This window comes from Methanogenium organophilum (assembly GCF_026684035.1).
GTDB classification, from domain to species: Archaea; Halobacteriota; Methanomicrobia; order Methanomicrobiales; family Methanomicrobiaceae; genus Methanogenium; species Methanogenium organophilum.
The window spans coordinates 313,688-331,150 of record NZ_CP113361.1; the positions used below are offsets into that span (position 1 = coordinate 313,688).

Below are 17,463 nucleotides of genomic sequence, written 5' to 3' on the forward strand. Positions count from 1 at the left end.
GCTGCTCACCTCACAAGTGACATTGCCTTTTCAACAAGCTCTTCCCTGATCACACTGCTGCGGTCTCCACCGCAGACCATCCCACGGACACCAATAATTTCAGGATTGATACTCCGCAGAGGTGCAAGGTCATCAAACTTCAGAGAGCCTGCAAGAGCAGTCTTTTGATTCAGGCTGCGGTTGAGATCGGTAAATTCCCCAAGAACAGATTCATCCATGAAATCAAAGAGGCTCTTTCCATCCTTAATACCTGTGTCGATCATGGCGATATCTGCTCCATTTTCGGCCACAAGAGGGGCCATCTCCATCGGAGAAATTGTACCCATCCGTTCGTAATCCGCATATGCTGCAATCACAACAGTCTTTTCCGGATACTGCCAGTGCACTGCCTTTGCAACTGAGGAAATCAATTCCGCTGCACGCTCAGCTCCATCGAACTTCAGGCCGACCTTTACATAATCCGCACCGGCAGATGCCGCACCATATGCCGCCTGTGACGCACCGCCGGGAAGAAATGAATAATCACCGATAGCAGCACTGACAGGCTTATCTGACAGTTCCTTTATAGCATGAATAACCCAGGGAAAATTGGCACCGAGTGAACCTTCTGACGGTTTCTTCACATCGATGATATCAGCAGCAAGGGCACTCCGTGCCTCCTCAACACTGCTGGGGCTTACTAATAGTTCCATACTTATTTTTGGATATTCCCCATAATAGTGATTACGTATGATCATATCCCGAAAGGAGAAAACCATCCCCGACATAACCATAATTTCCCCGAACAGACAGATGCCACGCGCCCACTCATTCAGAATAAGTGGTATGACTAAAATATGCAGGACGGAATTAGAATGCTGATTACTATCGAAGGAATAGACGGAACAGGGAAATCCACACTTATCAGATTCCTGAATGAAAATTTAAAAGACATTGCGCCGGTCATTACCCGTGAACCCGGCTCAACATGGATTGGAGAACAGGTAAGAAGAGGGATTGCAGAAGAAATTGACCCGGTGGCTGAAGCCCTCCTCTTCACCGCAGACCACGCCGCGCATATACGCGATGTGATCCGACCAGCCCTTTCTGCCGGAAGACTGGTCATCTCTGATCGATATAGTGATTCACGCTATGCCTACCAATCTGTCACGCTGGATTCCATCCTACCGGATGCTCTGGGGTGGCTGGAGGCCGTCCATCACGGGTGGACCATTCTCCCCGACCGAACCTATCTCCTGACCATTCCGGTAGATGAAGCCATGTCACGTCTCTCAAACAACCGCGATGGTACTGAACACTTTGAAAAAGCAGAGATCCTCTCCCGTGTCCAGAAAAACTACCTGGCGGCGGCAGAAAAGGATCCGGAACGATTTGTCATCATCGACGCAATGTTGGAAAAAGAGAAGATCGGGAATTATGTTGCCGACAGTATCAGGCAGTTCGTGAAACGGTGACAATGACCCCATCATCAAGGGTCAGCACATCCACCTCTTTTCCTGCAACACGGTAGGCATAGACAAGCTCGTAAGCGCCCTCCGGCACTGCAACCTCCTCCCCGTCAACAGTAACATGTGATACACCATCGCGAAGGTCGTCCTCAGAAAGCGCACGCACCACATCCATAAACCCACGGGCTTTATTTCTCAATTTCGGCCCTATGACCGCCATCGAGAAGTCCACGTCTGATATTACCCGTTCAAGCTGCGGTTCTTCTGTACTCCAGGTCACAGTAGCATTCAGAGCGCGGGATGCGTCACCGGCATCATCGACTTCATCAGGTGCATACACAAAGACACTACCAAGGGGAGCGTTGAGTGCCATACCATTGTCATGCTTAAACCGACGCACCTCTGAGACCACAGTGGAGAGAAGGGCACCTTTTCGGTCTGCATCCTCATCGACAAACGAGAGATCAGGCCATCCTGCGGCATGCACACTTCCGCAACCAAAGTATGAATAGCACTCCTCAGAAAAGAACGGCGTAATCGGTGCAAACATTCTGCAGATCGTGGCAAGCGAGAGCCTCAGGGTATAGAGGGCACTGTCACGTGCCGGTCCTTCGTCTTCATACAGCCTGCCTTTCACCAGCTCAATATAATTGTCTGCAAAGACATCTCGAGAAAATTCACGGATGGCACGAATGGCACGGTCAAACTGGTATCCCTCCATTGCCTCTGTTACTTCTGCTACCGTTGCAGAAAGCCGGCACATCAGCCACCGGTCAGCAAGGGCGGTCACCGAATCTTCGCTCAGGGAACCCGTATTACCCGGCTGCATCAGGACAAAGCGTGAAATATTCCAGAGTTTTGTCTGGAACCGTGACGCAGCGACCACATCAGTCCAGTTGAAGACGATATCAGACCCGGTTGCCGCACCGATAGCACTCCACTGGCGGAATGCATCTGCTCCATAGTCCTTCAGGATAGCTTCCGGCGGAATGATATTGTCACGACTCTTGCTCATCTTATAGCCGTCTTCACCAAGCACCATCCCGTTCACAAGGATCTCATTCCAGGGTTTGGACCCGGTCAGAGCAAGGGAGCGCAGAATAGTATAGAATGCCCACGTCCGGATGATGTCATGACCCTGAGGCCGGATTTGCGCAGGGAAACGCTCGGGTATTTCCCCACCGTCCCATCCGGTGACATTCAGAACAGAAATCGAGGAGTCCATCCAGGTATCAAGCACATCTTCTTCCCCGGTAAACGAGGTGCCGCCACAGACCGGACAGGCATGTTTTGGAGACTCGGTAGTCGGATCAATCGGCAGGTCTGCCTCATCCGGCACAATAACCTCACCACAGGAATCGCAGAACCACACGGGAATCGGGGTTGCAAAGATACGCTGGCGTGAGATACACCAGTCCCATTCCATCTGTGATGCCCAGTTTTCCAGCCGGGAATACATGTGATCCGGTGTCCACATGATATTTTTCGCCGCTTTGATGATGCCTTCATTATGAATCTTCACAAACCACTGGCGCTCACTGAGAATCTCAATGGGTGTCTTGCACCGCCAGCATGCACCGACACGCTGATCCAGATCTTCCTGCCGGATTAAAATACCCTGTTCCTTCATATCTGCAAGGACTCTCTCACGGCACTCCGTTGTGGTAAGACCATCATAGGGGGCTGCGGTGGCAGTCATCCTGCCGGAGAGGTCAATGGCCTTTCTCAGGTCAAGGTTGTGCTGCTTCCACCAGTGCACATCCTGTTTGTCACCGAATGTACAGATCATCACCGCACCGCTGCCAAACTCCGGGTCAACTGCCGCATCGGTTATAACCGGCACATCGTAGCCAAAGAGCGGAACCGTCAGAGTATTTCCTTCCATTCCCACATACCGTTCATCATCCGGATGAACAGCAACTGCCACACAGGCTGCGAGAAGTTCAGGGCGGGTGGTCGCAATCTCTACACCATCAAAATTAAAGAAGTTCAGGAGCGTGGTACGGTCATCGTAGGCCACTTCTGCAAATGCGATGGCTGTCTCACAGCGGGTGCAGAAATTTACCGGATGTTCACTCTGGTATATGTCGCCTGCCTTAAGCATCCGGAGAAATGATATCTGCGTCTTCCGGTAATACTCCGGCATCATGGTGATATATTCATTACTCCAGTCTGTTGAAAATCCACACCGTCGCATCGTCGCGCGCATTTTTTCGATATTCTGAATGGTCAGTTCACGACACATGCGCCGGAATTCATCGCGGGGCACGTCATTTTTTGTGATACCATGAATCTCCTCAACCTTCACCTCTGTGGGAAGGCCATGGCAGTCCCATCCCTGGGGGAACATGACATTGAATCCGCGCATCCGCTTATACCGGGCAATAAAATCGATATAACACCAGTTAAAGCCATTTCCAATGTGGAAATTGCCCGTGGGGTAGGGAGGAGGGGTATCAATAATAAATTGCGGTTTGCATGAGAGGGGATCAAAATAATTGTCCTCATCGTTCCATTCCTGCAGCCAACGCTCTTCCACAGAATTTGGATCATAGGTTTTCGGTATTTCCGTTGATGGCGACATTTCGAAAATATTGGTTGTTTTTTCTCTTAATAGTAATCGCAGTTACGCCATTCACCAGAAGACAGCCTGCACTAGTTTATCATGACATCCGTGATTTTAGAGTGGAATGGCATGGAACAGGCATAAACCCATTAAGCATGAATTACAGAAATAAAAGCAATGGAACGGGAGACAGGCATGTGGGCAGTATCGGCTCTCGCACTGGCATGCATTATAATCGCCCCATATATCACCCCCCCATGGTTGCTCTCCCTTTTTGTTGTGCTCATCTGTGCACTGCTTTTTCTAATAAAAAAGTCCAGATATACCTCATTTTCCATCGCAACGATAGCAGTATTCTATGGTCTTGAACTGATACCGCTGGTGGTATTCTCCACTACATTTGCAATTGTAATCATGGGCGAAGCAGCATACCGGATCGCGGGGAGAGGAACGAAAGGATATATTCCGTTTACCATTGTCGCTTTCACGAGCGCGTTTCTGGTGATGATGTACTCCGGATATACGGCTCCCTTTGTAGCAGTCACCGGAGTAATCGTTGCCCTGATGCTCCATTCCATTCTTCGGGAGCGACAGGACAGTATCTTTATTGAGACACTGGGCGTTGCGATGACAATGCTCCTATTCTATGAGATTGGATATCACGTCGAGACGACCATCCTCATCTTTGCAGTCATCATTGGATTCGGATTTGCATTTACCTCATACAAACTAAAGGCAGCAGACGTTTCAGGTCTCTTTTCCGGAGCACTGATGGGTATCCTCATCATCGTTTTCACAGACGTGAGCTGGTTTCTCATTATGCTTGCATTCTTCATACTTGGTGCAGGCACCACCAAATTCCGGTTTGAAAAGAAGACCGCAATGGGAGTGGCAGAATCTCACGGCGGAGTCCGCGGATATTTCAATGTATTTGCAAACGGCCTCGTCTCACTCTGCGGTGCGATTTTGTATGGGGTCACCCAGGACCCTATATTTATTGCACTCTTCCTCGGAAGTGTCGCCTGTGCTACTTCAGATACCCTTGCAAGCGAGGTAGGTGTTGTGGGAAAGACACCACGGCTCATCACCACATTCAGGGAGGTGCCTCGCGGCACAAATGGCGGAGTAACCATGGTAGGAGAGGTTGCAGCAGTTACCGGTGCCATCATTATCGCCCTAATCGCATATGCGCTGAATGTTGCAGATCCAATCCTCGTTGTGGTTACCATACTTGCAGGATTTTTCGGCACCAACATCGACAGTCTCATCGGTGCACTGTATGAGAATAAAAATCTTATAGGGAACGCCGGAACGAATTTCCTCGCCACTCTGTCCTCCGGACTCTTTGCGATGGTAGTGTATTATGCACTCAGCTCTTTCTGAAATAGGAATGCACGGGATATCATTCAGGGTATGTTCATACAAAAGATTTTATCCCTCCGGTAACTGAAAACATTGGTACGCTCTTGCTTCACATCACAAAGTGTTCCCCAAAAACAATGGCATACCCAAACAATACCAACAGCGAAATCCTACAAAATGGTGCAACGTCTCCTGAGATCCCAGATGACATTCAGGATATTGATCTTTTTTCAGAAATAAAACACCTTCATCTCCAGAATTAAATGAAACTATACCCGAAGAAAAAAAGAGGAATCAGGAATATTTGTACCAACGTCCCTTTTCATCATAAACCCCTTCCTGTACCTTTTTATCAGAATTTGCTTCAGGAACTGCCTGCACATACCGCCGATAAAAAGCCGCTTTAAAGGGTAGAAGAATGGCGGAAAAAATCCCTGTAACCACCGCATACAGAACAATTATTAGATTCATCCCTTCTTCTCCAATCAGATTCTGCTGCTCCTCAACAGTCATATTCAGAAGCGTGTTAACATCAAGGGACGGATCAAAGACCATTGAACCTGCAAGGAAAATGGATCCCAGAAAGGCACTGACCACAAATAACGCAATGAGGAGAATAAAACAGCCACAATAAAATGCGATAACCTCAAAGGGCCGGGAACGGACGAATGCCGCACTCCGTAACAGTGATGTAAATACCTTCTTTTCCTCGAAAACCGCAGCGGTATCATAGAAGAAAAAGAAGAACATGAGCGGGATAAATATCCAGAAGATACCTACGACCATAAGGGTATCATCATTCCCCCCACCAAATGTTGCCAGCAGTACAGTGACAATCATTACTGCAATGGCTCCAAAGAATGTCAGAAAGGCTCCCGGTAGCAGGATTGCGAAATACCGCGAAATGCCCCCTGTACCATATGCAGAAAGTGATCGATCATCCCGGCGTATCATCTCATAGGATGCTCCCACAAAAAACGGGAATACAATAACGCCAAAGAATCCAATCGTCTCACCATAGAAATCAAGGCCATTGAATATACAGTATTCAACAGCTGCAACAATACATCCGGCCCACACTCCGGAGAGCAGGATAAGGGGATATCTCCCAATATTACGGAGGGCTTCCCTGAGTGAATAAACGACCATAGTGTCTCTCAGCGATTCCGGGGCATGGCTACGATCTCACGAACCTGCAGGTCAAAGTAGCGGGCCGTATTTGCAGGAAGCACCACACAGACCGTATCCGCACCCTGCGCTGTACCACCAACGGCAATTACTTCGGAATCTGCCGGTACTTTACCCTGGTCTGCAGCAATAAGCGTACACTCAACAGCCACCTTCAGTCCTATCGCAATCGTCCGGCGGAGTGTCTCTGCAACAGCATCAGTACGGGATCCACCGCCCACCTTCGGGTTTGATGATAGTGCGCGTTCGAGGCCTGAGAGGACATGTGTCCCCATGATCACATCTGCTCCCTGCTCTTTGAAGTACGGCAGATTTGCCTCATCAAATTCCCACACTCCTGGTTCACGGAATCCAACGGTATGTGTCACACAAACCAGATGAATATCCGTCCCTTCCATCGCCTCAGCAAAAACCTTCGCCGTTTCACCGGTTGTACTTGCAACAACAATGGTGGATATTCCAAGTTCCTGTGCACGTTTCACTGCAATCTTTGCAGCGTCATGTGAATTTTCTTTTCCCGGCCGGTCAAAGAAAAAAACCGATTTTTCAGAAAAACTCATGATAACGTTTTTTGCATCTTATCATTTATACTCTGGTACGACAATCAGATACCATATGCAACGGCACGAAAAATGCCCGAGATATGAATCAATTTTGAAGACGAGAGGAGGAGTATAATGCTTACAATTGCTATAGCAGGAAAACCAAATTGTGGAAAATCAACGTTTTTTACCGCATCCACACTCGCACCTGCCGAGATTGCAAATTATCCGTTCACAACGATTGACGCAAACACGGGCGTTGCCTACCTGCGTATCCCATGCGCGTGCCAGGAACTGGGCATTGAGTGCGGCAACTGCACAAACGGTGTCCGCTTCATTCCGGTGGCGCTTATCGATGTTGCAGGACTTGTGCCCGACGCCCACCAGGGGAAAGGACTGGGCAATCAGTTTCTGGACCACCTGAGAGAAGCAGACGTCATCATCCATATCATTGACGGAAGTGGCGGAACAGACAGTGAAGGAAACCCGGTTGATGTAGGATCCCATGACCCGCGCGAAGATATCGGGTTTATTGAATACGAAATGTCCATGTGGATCTACGGCATTCTTGAAAAGAACTGGCCAAAGATGCAGCGTTCAACCCAGCAGCGCAACTATGACATCCTTGATGCTGTCGCAGAGGCCCTTGCAGGCCTCAAGATCACGTATGAACACGTCCGTGATGCTGAACGTGAAGCTGGAGTCGACCTGAAATCCTGCACCAACGATGAACTGATCAAATTCTGTTCCGTCCTCGTGCCCCTAAGCAAACCAATGGTAGTGGTTGCAAACAAGGCAGATCTCGCATCTGAAGAAATGCGCAACAATCTGAAAGAGACCGGCATCTTATTTGCATCTGCAGCCGGTGAACTGGCACTGAGAAAAGCAGTGGAAGGTGGATTTATTAATTATCTGCCCGGAGATCCAACCTTTACCATTGCACCGGACTCCCTACTCAATGATGCCCAGAAGAAAGGTCTCATGGCAATTCAGGACGTTATGGACTCACTGGGCGGCACGGGTGTTCAGCAGGCAGTCAATGGATCCATCTTTGACCTTCTGGATATGATCGTTGTCTACCCGGTAGAAGATGAGAATAAATTCTGTGACGGACAGGGGCGGGTATTGCCGGATGCATTCCTCATGAAACGTGGTTCAACGCCCCATGACCTTGCCTACCAGGTGCACTCCGATATCGGGGACGGATTCTTGTATGCCGTTGACGCAAAGACAAAGATGAGAATCAAGGAAAACCATGAACTGCATACCGGAGACGTCATCAAGATCGTCTCAACCAAAAAATAGAATCCCTATTTTTCAATAAAAATTACGACGTGAATTTTCATCAGATTGAGCAGAGAACCATTCGTATCATCCTGTGTATCCACAAAAGATATATGCAATTAGTAAAAAGATTGTATCTATTATGGGCGGAGAGATCTATCAGGCTCAGGTGATCAAAAATTTCTTCGAAACGATCACCGGGCCGGACCGGAACATGACACGGATTTTCATGTGTGTTGTTAGTACGGCAAAACTCCGGATGGAGCCGCCTGAGAGGATCACGTTCCTTGTGGACCAGATTAAAAAATCGAAGCAGAAACGTGAACTCTCCATTGATATCATCGATTATATGTGTGAGGCGGCAATCGATATTGACCTCACATCCGTCATGACAGCATTCGGGGTACAGGAAGTAGCCGGAATTGCCGATGAAATCGGAGATATCAGTTTCAATTCTCTCTGACAGACAACCTCTAAATCCGAATATTTCTCCATTTTCCAGACCGAAACATCAGGTAGAGTGCAACGGTCTGAACAAGAATACCAATTGCCATTGCATACCACACTCCTGCAAGACCTGTCCCCGTGAGTGCAGGGAGAATCAATGCAAGCGGCACCTGTACCAGAAAATACGAGACAAGCGTGGCATACATCGGTTTCTTTGTGTCACCAGCACCATTCAGAGCAAATGAGAGAACAATTGCAATAGCAATCAGCACATAAAATGGCGACACTATCTGAAAATAAGAGACTGCATATGCATCCGAAAGACCGCTTGGGTCAAAAAACTGAGCTATGTCTGCTCCAAAAAACAGGAATAACACGGTGATTATTGCCATAAAACCGCCATATAATTCCAGCGCCTTCCAGACAGACTGTTCTGACCGGTCCGGATTTTCTGCACCCAGATTCTGCCCGACCATCACCGCTGCAGCAGTCGCAAGACCGAACCCGGGCATCAGCGCGAACATCTCTATACGACTGACAATGCCAAAGGCGGAGAGAGCAAGCGTGCCATATGACGCGATGATGACATACATGACAAGATAACTCACACTCCGAACCCCGGACTGGACCATATTCGGAACCGCAACCCGCAGTATCCTACGCATCAGACTGAGATCAGCCTCTAAATGCCGGGTAAATTCCATCTGTGCATTCAGGCGGGTTAAAAGCAAAAAAACACCAATCCCAAGCCCAAAAGCACGGGTAATGACCGTGGCTGCTGCGGCACCGGACACACCCATTGGGGGGACAAGCCATATCCCGAATATCAGAACAGGGTCGAGGATGATATTGAGTATATTTATTACGAGAATTATCAGGAGCGGCGTCTTAGTGTCGCCAATACTCTGGAAAAAAGTTGAAACAATCCAGAATTCAACCAGGGTCACGATTCCGAGGGAGAGTACCCTGAGATATGCCCCCCCCTCAATAATAACATCTACAGGCGCCTGGAACAGACTCAGCATTTCATCTGCAAAAAGTGCCCCCACAACTGAGATCACCACCGAGAGTATGAAACCCAGTATTAACGCCTGAATCAGGACACGACCCGCATACGGATAATTGCTCTCACCATAATAACGGGAGACAAAGGCAGTCGTCCCCCCCGCAAGGCCGATAATAAGCGTCATTAAAACAAAAATTACTGAAATTGCAAGGCCCACTCCACCAATTGCCGCCGGGCTGAGGCGCCCGACAAAGAAGAGGTCGGCAACCTCCACAAGCCCCTGAAGAATATTACCGGCAACGAGCGGCGCTGCGATAGCAAGAAGGGAGCGTGTGATAGGGCCCTTTGTCAGATCAATTGATTTCATGTCCCGCCCACCGGTTGCGCCCTGTACCCTGCGCACATCTGAGAGGCTGTCAGGAAAAATCCGGCACCTGAGTAAGGGAAATACGGACACCCTCACCGGCCAGACATTCAATATTTAGCCTGAGCTTTTCCGTCAGCTCAGGTACAGATACACGAATATCCTCTGTAACATCCTGAATGCTATTAATCTGCGCTGAATTCGCAGCAATCTTCTCCGTAACGCTACGAATATTCCCTTCCATATCATCCCTTTTCCCGGCATGCGGCAGTTTTTCCAGAACGCCCATAATCCGCTCATTCTCCGCATTCAATTCATTTAAGCTGGATATTGCATCACTTAGGGGAACGATAAAGGCATCCTGCTCTGCAAACAGGGACACCTCATCTTTGTTTTTGACAAGCCCTTCATTCTCACGGATCATCCGTGCAAGGAGAGGAAAGAGGGACGGGTAGGCAGCAAGTGCCTGAACACGCTCTTCGGAAGATGGTGACTCAAGGCCATTCCGGACGCCTTTCAGAAGCGCAATTGTCTCTTTATCTCCGGAAAGTTCACAGATGTGGACTGCCTTTCTAAAGACATTTGCAGAACGTGATAATATCCGTTCATAGTCAGCATTTGCGTTATGGAGTTTTGCCTCATATTCTCTCTGCTCCAACATGAGCTTCTCATATTGCTTCGCGTTCGCCCCCGCCAGATACACCTGAAGGTCCTGTTTTCGTGCGGAGAGCTCGGCGGCCAGTGTTTCATTATCCTCTGCCAGTTGAACGGCTTTCTGCTCTGACGCTGAAAGTTGATTCCATTTTGAAACAATCAGGGCATGTGTCTCATTGGCTTCATCAACCCACCCGGATTGTTCCCGTGTTTTTAAAAGAACACCGGAAATTGCATTCACTTCCCGTCCGATGACATCGGTCTGAATCCGAATCTCCTTCATCTGCACAGGGAACACATTGCCGATATAGCGGCCAGGTCCTTTGGTATTCTTTGCAATCTGTGAGATCAGTTCGACACAGTTGTCATAATATTCTCCCGGCACCTCCGAGAGGGGAAGTGAAAGCGTCTTCTCCATCGCAGCCGCATACCGTGGCACCCCCTGTTCAACCACCTTTAGCAGTTTGGGATGGAGCACCTCATTCTCATCGGGTGTTGCGCCCTTCAGTGCATCGACCATCTCCTGCATCTCCCGAAGTGCTTCAAGCACACGGGGACGTGATTCTCGAACCGCACCATCGGCCTCTTCATGAATGGCATGTTCTTTTTCCGATATCCACCCAGGAATGTCGGGAAATGCAAGTTCTATTTCTTCCGGCTCTGTACTGCGCCCCAATAATTTATCAAGAAAACTCATTTGCTCCCCTCTCTGTCTCTACTCAGATTCTGTTTGTATGTATCACATATCACTACGACACGAAAATGCTGGTTAGTCACTACCCGATACATCCTGCAGACGCCCGACACCATCGATCTCATTTATCACATCTGCTACCACCGGTGGAACAAGAGACATCCAGTCTTCCCCTACAAGCATGCGTCTGCGGATCTCTGTCCCGCTGTAGTTCTCCCGGATAAACATCTCAGGTGAGATTACCTCGGCGCCTGCCTCGTTAAAGAGACGTACAACCAGAGGATTTGAAGAGTATACCACATTAAAGGGAGGGGATATGGCACGGGCATGTGAAACCCAGAGTGCATTTCTCTGAATATCCTCAATTGGGATTACGTAGAACGGCAGAGATACAGAATGCTCCAGTGCACGGGTAATCATCAGCACCCGCTCCCCCGCGGTATACGGATTCTCTGGAGAATGGCTTTGCTGTGCACTGCCGATGCCAATCACAATCTCATCCACCTCTTCAGCGATGTGTTCAATCACCGATTGATGGCCGTAATGATAGGGCTGAAACCGCCCGATATAAAATCCCCTAATCTTCTTCATTCTGTGTTCCCCGTGCAATCTGTGCAGCAAATGCACCCGCGGTAAATCCAGCATCGATGTTAACGACAGCAATCACCGAGCATGACTGCAGCATGCTTGCAAGCGCAGCTTCTCCATGCCCCATATACCCGTACCCGGTGGATACCGGCACACCAATAACCGGGCGACTGACAAGCCCCGCTACCACCGAGGGTAGTGTCCCTTCTCTGCCTGCTGCAACAATATAAACATCAGCATCCTGCATCATCCCGATTGCCGGAAAGAGCCGGTGGATGCCTGCCGCACCAACGTCATATGCGGTTACAACGCGGCAGCCCATCTCTTCAGCGATAATCCGCGCCTCTTCTGCCACCCTGATGTCGGACGTCCCTGCGGTGAGAATTCCGACAGTGCCTCCATGAAGGGAAGGAGATGGGAGGCGCGATGCCACCAGAGTACGGGCATTCGGATGATATTCACAGGAAAAATCCTCCTCAGCTGCAGCCTTTGCAATCTCCTCGCTCACGTCTTCCGGCACACGTGTGGCAATACATTTCCCGGATTTTCTGACAAGTGTGAGAATGATCTCAATCAGGTGATCACGGTCCTTTCCCTCACCCAGGACCACCTCAGGCATTCCACACCGCACACCGCGACCGGTGTCTATCCGTGCAATCTCTCCAAGCTCTTCAATCTGAAGGCCCTGGATCTTCTCTTCAGCGGATTTAAGAGAAATGTCTCCGGATTTATACGCGTTCAGGACATCCCTGAGTACCAGATGGGGATTCATGGCTGATAATTATCATATTGGTATACGTAAAATAACTACGTATTGCATGGCATCAACATACCTTCTCTATGTAACAATCTTCGGAGTCATCGGGGTAGCTTATCTCTGGCTGCGAGATGCACGGATCTTTTACCGTACAGGCGACCAGACCTACCGGAAGGCTGCATATATGGGGGTATTATTTACCGCATTTGCATCGATGGGGATCTATTTTGCATTACAGGAAGCGGAATTTCTTGGATTGGGAATTGTCCTCATCGCATTATACCTGCAGGGAAGAGTTGAGCGAAATAAACTCTTTGGCCCTGATGCCACGGCAACAGACCGGTTACTGGGAGCAGTACCACAACAGATATCCGCGGGGAAGTCCCCCAAAAAGGAGCGAAAAAATACATGATACAGCGACCGCGAGGTACACGGGACTTTCTTCCCGACGAAATGGAATTCCGCCGAAATACCGAGATAAAGATGCGGGAGGCAGCACGGCGATGGGGATACCGCGAGATCTGCACACCCACTTTTGAGACACAGGACCTCTATACCATTCGTTCAGGAGAGGGCATCATCAATGAGATGTATACCTTCGAAGATAAGGGCGGCCGGGCACTTGCATTGCGTCCGGAAGGCACTGCAGCAGTCCTGAGGATGTATGTGAACGAAGCGAAGGCGCTTTCAAAGCCGGTTCGCTGGTGTTACCTGTCCGACTGCTACCGCTACGAACGACCCCAGAAAGGCAGGTACCGCCAGTTCTGGCAGTTTGGTGCAGAACTTATCGGCGCCGACACGGCGGAAGGAGATGCGGAAGCCATCCTCCTCGCTGATGACATCCTGCATGCGGCAGGCGTCACCTATGACCTCCATGTCGGTCATCTCGCCCCGATGCGGGCCATCCTCAAAGACATACCTGAAGACCGGAAACGGATCATCATGGCCCTTCTGGATAAGAAGAACATCGGGGGACTGGAAGAAACGCTCGATGGATGGCGCCTGGAAGAACTCGAATCATCCCTGAAAGGCCTCCTGGAGGTACATTCAACAGATGAACTCTTTGCAATCACCGGACCTATCCCAGAACAGGAACGTATTGAGGCAATGGTTGGGATACTGGAGAATGAAGATACTGCGTTCTGTCAGAATTACGGCATTGTCCGGGGCCTCGATTACTACACCGGCATGGTCTTCGAAGGGTTTGCGGAAAACCTTGGCGCAGAGAACCAGATCATCGGCGGCGGTGCATATCGTCTCGCCCACCTCTTCGGCGGTGAAGATGTCGGTTCCTGTGGATTTGGAATTGGATTTGACCGGGTTATGGTCTCCCTTGGTGAAGTCCCCGCACCGGAGGACACCGTTGTCGCTGTACTCTACAAAAAAGATGCACGGGGATATGCATTCTCCCTTTCCCGGCAGTTCAGGGAGGCCGGGTTCAGGGCAGAGATGAATCTCCTGGAGCGCGGCATCGGAGCACAAATGAAACATGCGGCAAAGACTGCCCGGTATGCCGTCCTCGCCGGAGAACGTGAAATGGCGGCAGGCACGGTCACGCTCAGGAATATGAAAGCTGGAACCCAGAAAGAATGCAGTGTCGCAGAGGCAATCCGCGGGGTGAGCGAGGATTGGGACTAGCCGAGAAGCTGGCATCACAGCAGAAGAGCATCAGTGTTGCAGAATTCTTTGAGAAAAATAAACATCTGCTCGGATTTGATTCTCCAACCCGCGGCATCATCACCACCATCAAAGAGGCGGTGGATAATTCCCTCGACGCCTGCGAAGAAGCAGAAGTGCTGCCGGACATCTGGGTTTCCATCACAAAGCTCACGAAAGAGACACTCCGGATAGCAGTCGAAGATAACGGACCGGGCATTGTCCCGGACAATGTGCCATATGTATTCGGAAAACTTCTCTATGGGTCACGGTTTCACCAGATTCGCCAGAGCAGGGGACAGCAGGGAATCGGTATTTCGGCAGCAGTACTCTTTGCACAGTTGACAACGGGTGTGCCCGCCCGTGTCATTTCCCGAACCGGTGCAAAGGAACCGGCATACCTCTTTGACCTGATGATCCGGACGGAAAAAAATGAACCGGAAATCATAAAAAAAGAGGTATTTGACTGGGACCGGACACACGGCACCAGAATTGAACTTGAATTCACCGGCACTCTTGCCGCAAAACGCCGGCTTGTCGACTACCTGAAGTATACGGCAGTGGTGAACCCGCATGCACGGATACAGGCGGATATTGACGGAGAACACTATTCCTTTGAACGGGTCAGTGACGAAATAATCGTCCCACCGCAGGCGATTGCCCCCCATCCCCACGGGATTGAATTCGGCACCCTGAAACGGATGGCCGCCACCTCATCCGATACCGTACACGACTTCCTTGTCAATGGATTTTCCCGCGTGGGTAAGAAGAGCGCAGAACAGATGCTTGGAATCGCAGGCATCAAAGGCACACGGAAGGCAAAAGGCCTCTCCTCTGAGCACCTCAAGGCACTCCTTGCAGCAATGCAGGAAGTGGCGGTACCCCCGCCCCCTGCATCTCTCTGCCTCTCTCCTATTGGTGAGGAGATGATTATTCAGGGACTGGAAAAGGAGTATGATCTGGACTTTGTGAAGGCACGGACGAGAAAGGCGCAGGTATTCTCCGGCCACCCATTCATTGTTGAGGCAGCGATTGGCTACGGTGGGAAACTGGAGACAGAAGGACAGGCATACCTGCTTAGGTTTGCAAACCGGGTACCGCTTTTATACCAGCAGGGCGCCTGTGCTGTCACAACATCGGTTGCAGACATCAACTGGCGGTCGTACAACCTCTCCCAGCAATCCCTGCCGATTGGACCCCTTCTCCTGCTGGTACATGTGGCATCGACCAATGTCCCTTTTACTTCAGAATCAAAGGACGCAGTTGCAGCGATCCCGGAGATTGAGAAGGAAATCGTACTAGCCCTTCAGGATCTGGGAAGAGAATTAAAGGCCTTTATCAACAAACGTGACCGGAATAAACTTGCAGAAGACCGCGCACGTGCTGTCTGCTCCATCATCCCTGATATCGCAGAGAAGGTCGCTGAGATTGTCGAACTCCCGCCCCCCGACATCTCCCCGATTGAGGGACAGATCATGCGGAGAGTTGTTGCCAAAAAGAAGACCGAAGATGGCATGGTAGGGATCTCTGTGGTAAACTACACCCGAAAACCGATTGAGGTGATGGTGTACAGCCTCTCGGAAGACAACCCTGAAGATGCTGTTCCAAAACCGGATTTCATCGATAGCATTGGCAATGAATTCAATGCGGTATGGCGAACAGAGATTGAACCTGAATCCTCATGGAAGACAACATATTCCGGAAAAGGGAGAGGCTCAATTGATATCCGTGGTGTGGATGAGAAGATGAAAGTGGTGGTGGACCTCGATGGCGAATTCTGAAAAAGACAAAATAACACAGGAACGATTGGTATCCATAGCCTCAGACTGGTACGGACAGATGGCAGGGGGCCGTGTACCCACAATCACCCTACCAACCAGAACGAAGGCAAATATCGAGTACGATGCAAAGACCGAGGTCTGGAAATACGGCAGTAAAGGGACAACCCGGACGGCAAATTCCGCAAAGAGTGCACTGCATATCCTGAAGATGGCGTATGTTGTCGGCTTTTTAAAGCAACAGCTGACAGAATCACGCTCATCAACGCTCAGGGAGATGTATTATATCTCGGAAGGCTGGAAACGGGCAAAATTTGCGGCACAGGACGAGAGTAATATGCTCGTCGAAGACCTTGAGATTGTGACGAAACTATCACGGGAGGCATTCCATCTGCGCCCGGAAGAGGACGGTGCATCCATCTACGGCCCACTGCGCCTTCGCGAACAGACCAAACGGGGAAACCGTGACATTCACTGTCAGGAGGATGTGGGGGAGGCGGGATATCCTATTCCTTCAAATGTGGAAAATATTGAGTTTCTTGACCATGACGCCTCCTTTGTTATAGCAATGGAGACCGGTGGTATGTATGCCCGGTTGATGGAGAATGGATTTGACGAGGAGCATAATGCCCTCCTCCTCCATCTCAAGGGACAACCGGCACGTTCCACCCGACGCATGCTCAAACGGATGAACAGTGAACTGGGTATTCCCGTTGTGATCTTCACTGATGGGGATCCCTGGTCATACCGCATCTTTGCAAGCATCGCCTATGGGTCAATCAAAGCGGCCCACATGTCTGAACTCCTTGCAACACCAGGTGCACGCTTTATCGGTGTTCAGCCAAGTGATATCAGTGACTATAACCTGCCCTCTGATAAGCTCACGGAAGGCGATACGGCGGCCCTGAAATCAATACTGACAGACCCCCGGTTCGATACCGAGTACTGGAAAAAACAGATCAGACTCCAGCTTGAAATGGGCCTGAAATCAGAACAGCAGGCCTTTGCAAGCAGGGGTCTGGACTTTGTGACAAAGGACTATCTTCCGGCACGGCTGAGTGAGATGGGTATCATCTGAGGACAGAACCCCTCAACCATAAAACCATCTCATGCACCGGTTCATTTTTTG

General features: G+C 49.9%; 16 protein-coding genes. 8 read left to right on the forward strand and 8 right to left on the reverse strand.

Going from position 1 to position 17,463, the window contains the following annotated elements:
* Positions 1–5: 5 nt before the first annotated feature.
* Positions 6–692, reverse strand: a complete 687-nt coding sequence (locus OU421_RS01650; protein ID WP_268186855.1) for a (5-formylfuran-3-yl)methyl phosphate synthase — start codon at positions 690–692, stop codon at positions 6–8.
* A gap of 162 nt (positions 693–854) precedes the next feature.
* Between OU421_RS01650 and tmk the strand changes: the two genes are divergently transcribed.
* Positions 855–1,454 (forward strand): dTMP kinase, encoded by a 600-nt coding sequence (tmk, locus tag OU421_RS01655; RefSeq protein ID WP_268187852.1) that lies wholly within the window; start codon positions 855–857, stop codon positions 1,452–1,454.
* Here the strand turns inward: tmk and OU421_RS01660 are convergent.
* Entirely contained in the window at positions 1,432–4,032 is a 2,601-nt protein-coding gene (locus OU421_RS01660; RefSeq protein ID WP_268186856.1) for a valine--tRNA ligase, read from the reverse strand. The two genes, tmk and OU421_RS01660, sit on opposite strands and share 23 nt — an antisense overlap.
* A gap of 159 nt (positions 4,033–4,191) precedes the next feature.
* Between OU421_RS01660 and OU421_RS01665 the strand changes: the two genes are divergently transcribed.
* Positions 4,192–5,397, forward strand: coding sequence for a DUF92 domain-containing protein (locus OU421_RS01665; RefSeq protein WP_268186857.1), 1,206 nt, complete (start codon positions 4,192–4,194; stop codon positions 5,395–5,397).
* Between the two features lie 273 nt (positions 5,398–5,670).
* On the opposite strand, the gene OU421_RS01670 is transcribed toward OU421_RS01665, so the two are convergent.
* Both OU421_RS01670 and OU421_RS01675 read right to left on the reverse strand, forming a co-directional pair.
* Positions 5,671–6,525, reverse strand: a complete 855-nt coding sequence (locus OU421_RS01670; RefSeq protein ID WP_268186858.1) for a DUF7847 domain-containing protein — start codon at positions 6,523–6,525, stop codon at positions 5,671–5,673.
* Positions 6,526–6,533: 8 nt separating this feature from the next.
* Positions 6,534–7,124 (reverse strand): pyruvate kinase alpha/beta domain-containing protein, encoded by a 591-nt coding sequence (locus OU421_RS01675; RefSeq protein WP_268186859.1) that lies wholly within the window; start codon positions 7,122–7,124, stop codon positions 6,534–6,536.
* Positions 7,125–7,241: 117 nt separating this feature from the next.
* On the opposite strand from OU421_RS01675, the gene OU421_RS01680 reads away from it, so the two are divergent.
* On the forward strand, positions 7,242–8,411 hold the full coding sequence (locus OU421_RS01680) for a redox-regulated ATPase YchF (RefSeq protein ID WP_268186860.1): 1,170 nt from the start codon (positions 7,242–7,244) through the stop codon (positions 8,409–8,411).
* A gap of 121 nt (positions 8,412–8,532) precedes the next feature.
* Entirely contained in the window at positions 8,533–8,853 is a 321-nt protein-coding gene (locus OU421_RS01685; RefSeq protein WP_268186861.1) for a hypothetical protein, read from the forward strand.
* Between the two features lie 10 nt (positions 8,854–8,863).
* On the opposite strand, the gene OU421_RS01690 is transcribed toward OU421_RS01685, so the two are convergent.
* The 4 genes from OU421_RS01690 to larB form a co-directional block, all read right to left on the reverse strand.
* Positions 8,864–10,210 (reverse strand): MATE family efflux transporter, encoded by a 1,347-nt coding sequence (locus OU421_RS01690; RefSeq protein WP_268186862.1) that lies wholly within the window; start codon positions 10,208–10,210, stop codon positions 8,864–8,866.
* Positions 10,211–10,259: 49 nt separating this feature from the next.
* A complete protein-coding gene (locus OU421_RS01695) occupies positions 10,260–11,558 on the reverse strand; it encodes a hypothetical protein (RefSeq protein WP_268186863.1) in 1,299 nt (432 codons plus the stop codon).
* Positions 11,559–11,630: 72 nt separating this feature from the next.
* Positions 11,631–12,146: a nicotinamide-nucleotide adenylyltransferase gene (locus OU421_RS01700; protein ID WP_268186864.1), complete on the reverse strand. Its 516-nt coding sequence runs from the start codon at positions 12,144–12,146 to the stop codon at positions 11,631–11,633.
* Positions 12,133–12,915: a nickel pincer cofactor biosynthesis protein LarB gene (gene larB, locus OU421_RS01705; protein ID WP_268186865.1), complete on the reverse strand. Its 783-nt coding sequence runs from the start codon at positions 12,913–12,915 to the stop codon at positions 12,133–12,135. The genes OU421_RS01700 and larB overlap by 14 nt, the downstream gene beginning before the upstream one ends.
* Before the next feature lie 46 nt (positions 12,916–12,961).
* Here larB and OU421_RS01710 point away from each other — a divergent pair, with 46 nt between their 5' ends.
* From OU421_RS01710 to OU421_RS01725, 4 genes are read left to right on the forward strand one after another with little or no spacing between them, the layout of a single operon-like run.
* Positions 12,962–13,312, forward strand: a complete 351-nt coding sequence (locus OU421_RS01710) for an ABC transporter permease (protein ID WP_268186866.1) — start codon at positions 12,962–12,964, stop codon at positions 13,310–13,312.
* Positions 13,309–14,538 carry a histidine--tRNA ligase gene (gene hisS, locus OU421_RS01715; protein ID WP_268186867.1) on the forward strand — a complete coding sequence of 410 codons (1,230 nt, stop codon included), beginning with the start codon at positions 13,309–13,311 and terminating at the stop codon, positions 14,536–14,538. The genes OU421_RS01710 and hisS overlap by 4 nt, the downstream gene beginning before the upstream one ends.
* The gene (locus tag OU421_RS01720) at positions 14,490–16,337 is read left to right on the forward strand and encodes a DNA topoisomerase VI subunit B (RefSeq protein WP_268186868.1); all 1,848 of its coding nucleotides are present in this window, start codon (positions 14,490–14,492) and stop codon (positions 16,335–16,337) included. Before hisS ends, OU421_RS01720 begins: the two co-directional genes overlap by 49 nt.
* The gene (locus OU421_RS01725; protein WP_268186869.1) at positions 16,324–17,412 is read left to right on the forward strand and encodes a DNA topoisomerase IV subunit A; all 1,089 of its coding nucleotides are present in this window, start codon (positions 16,324–16,326) and stop codon (positions 17,410–17,412) included. Before OU421_RS01720 ends, OU421_RS01725 begins: the two co-directional genes overlap by 14 nt.
* Positions 17,413–17,463 lie beyond the last annotated feature (51 nt).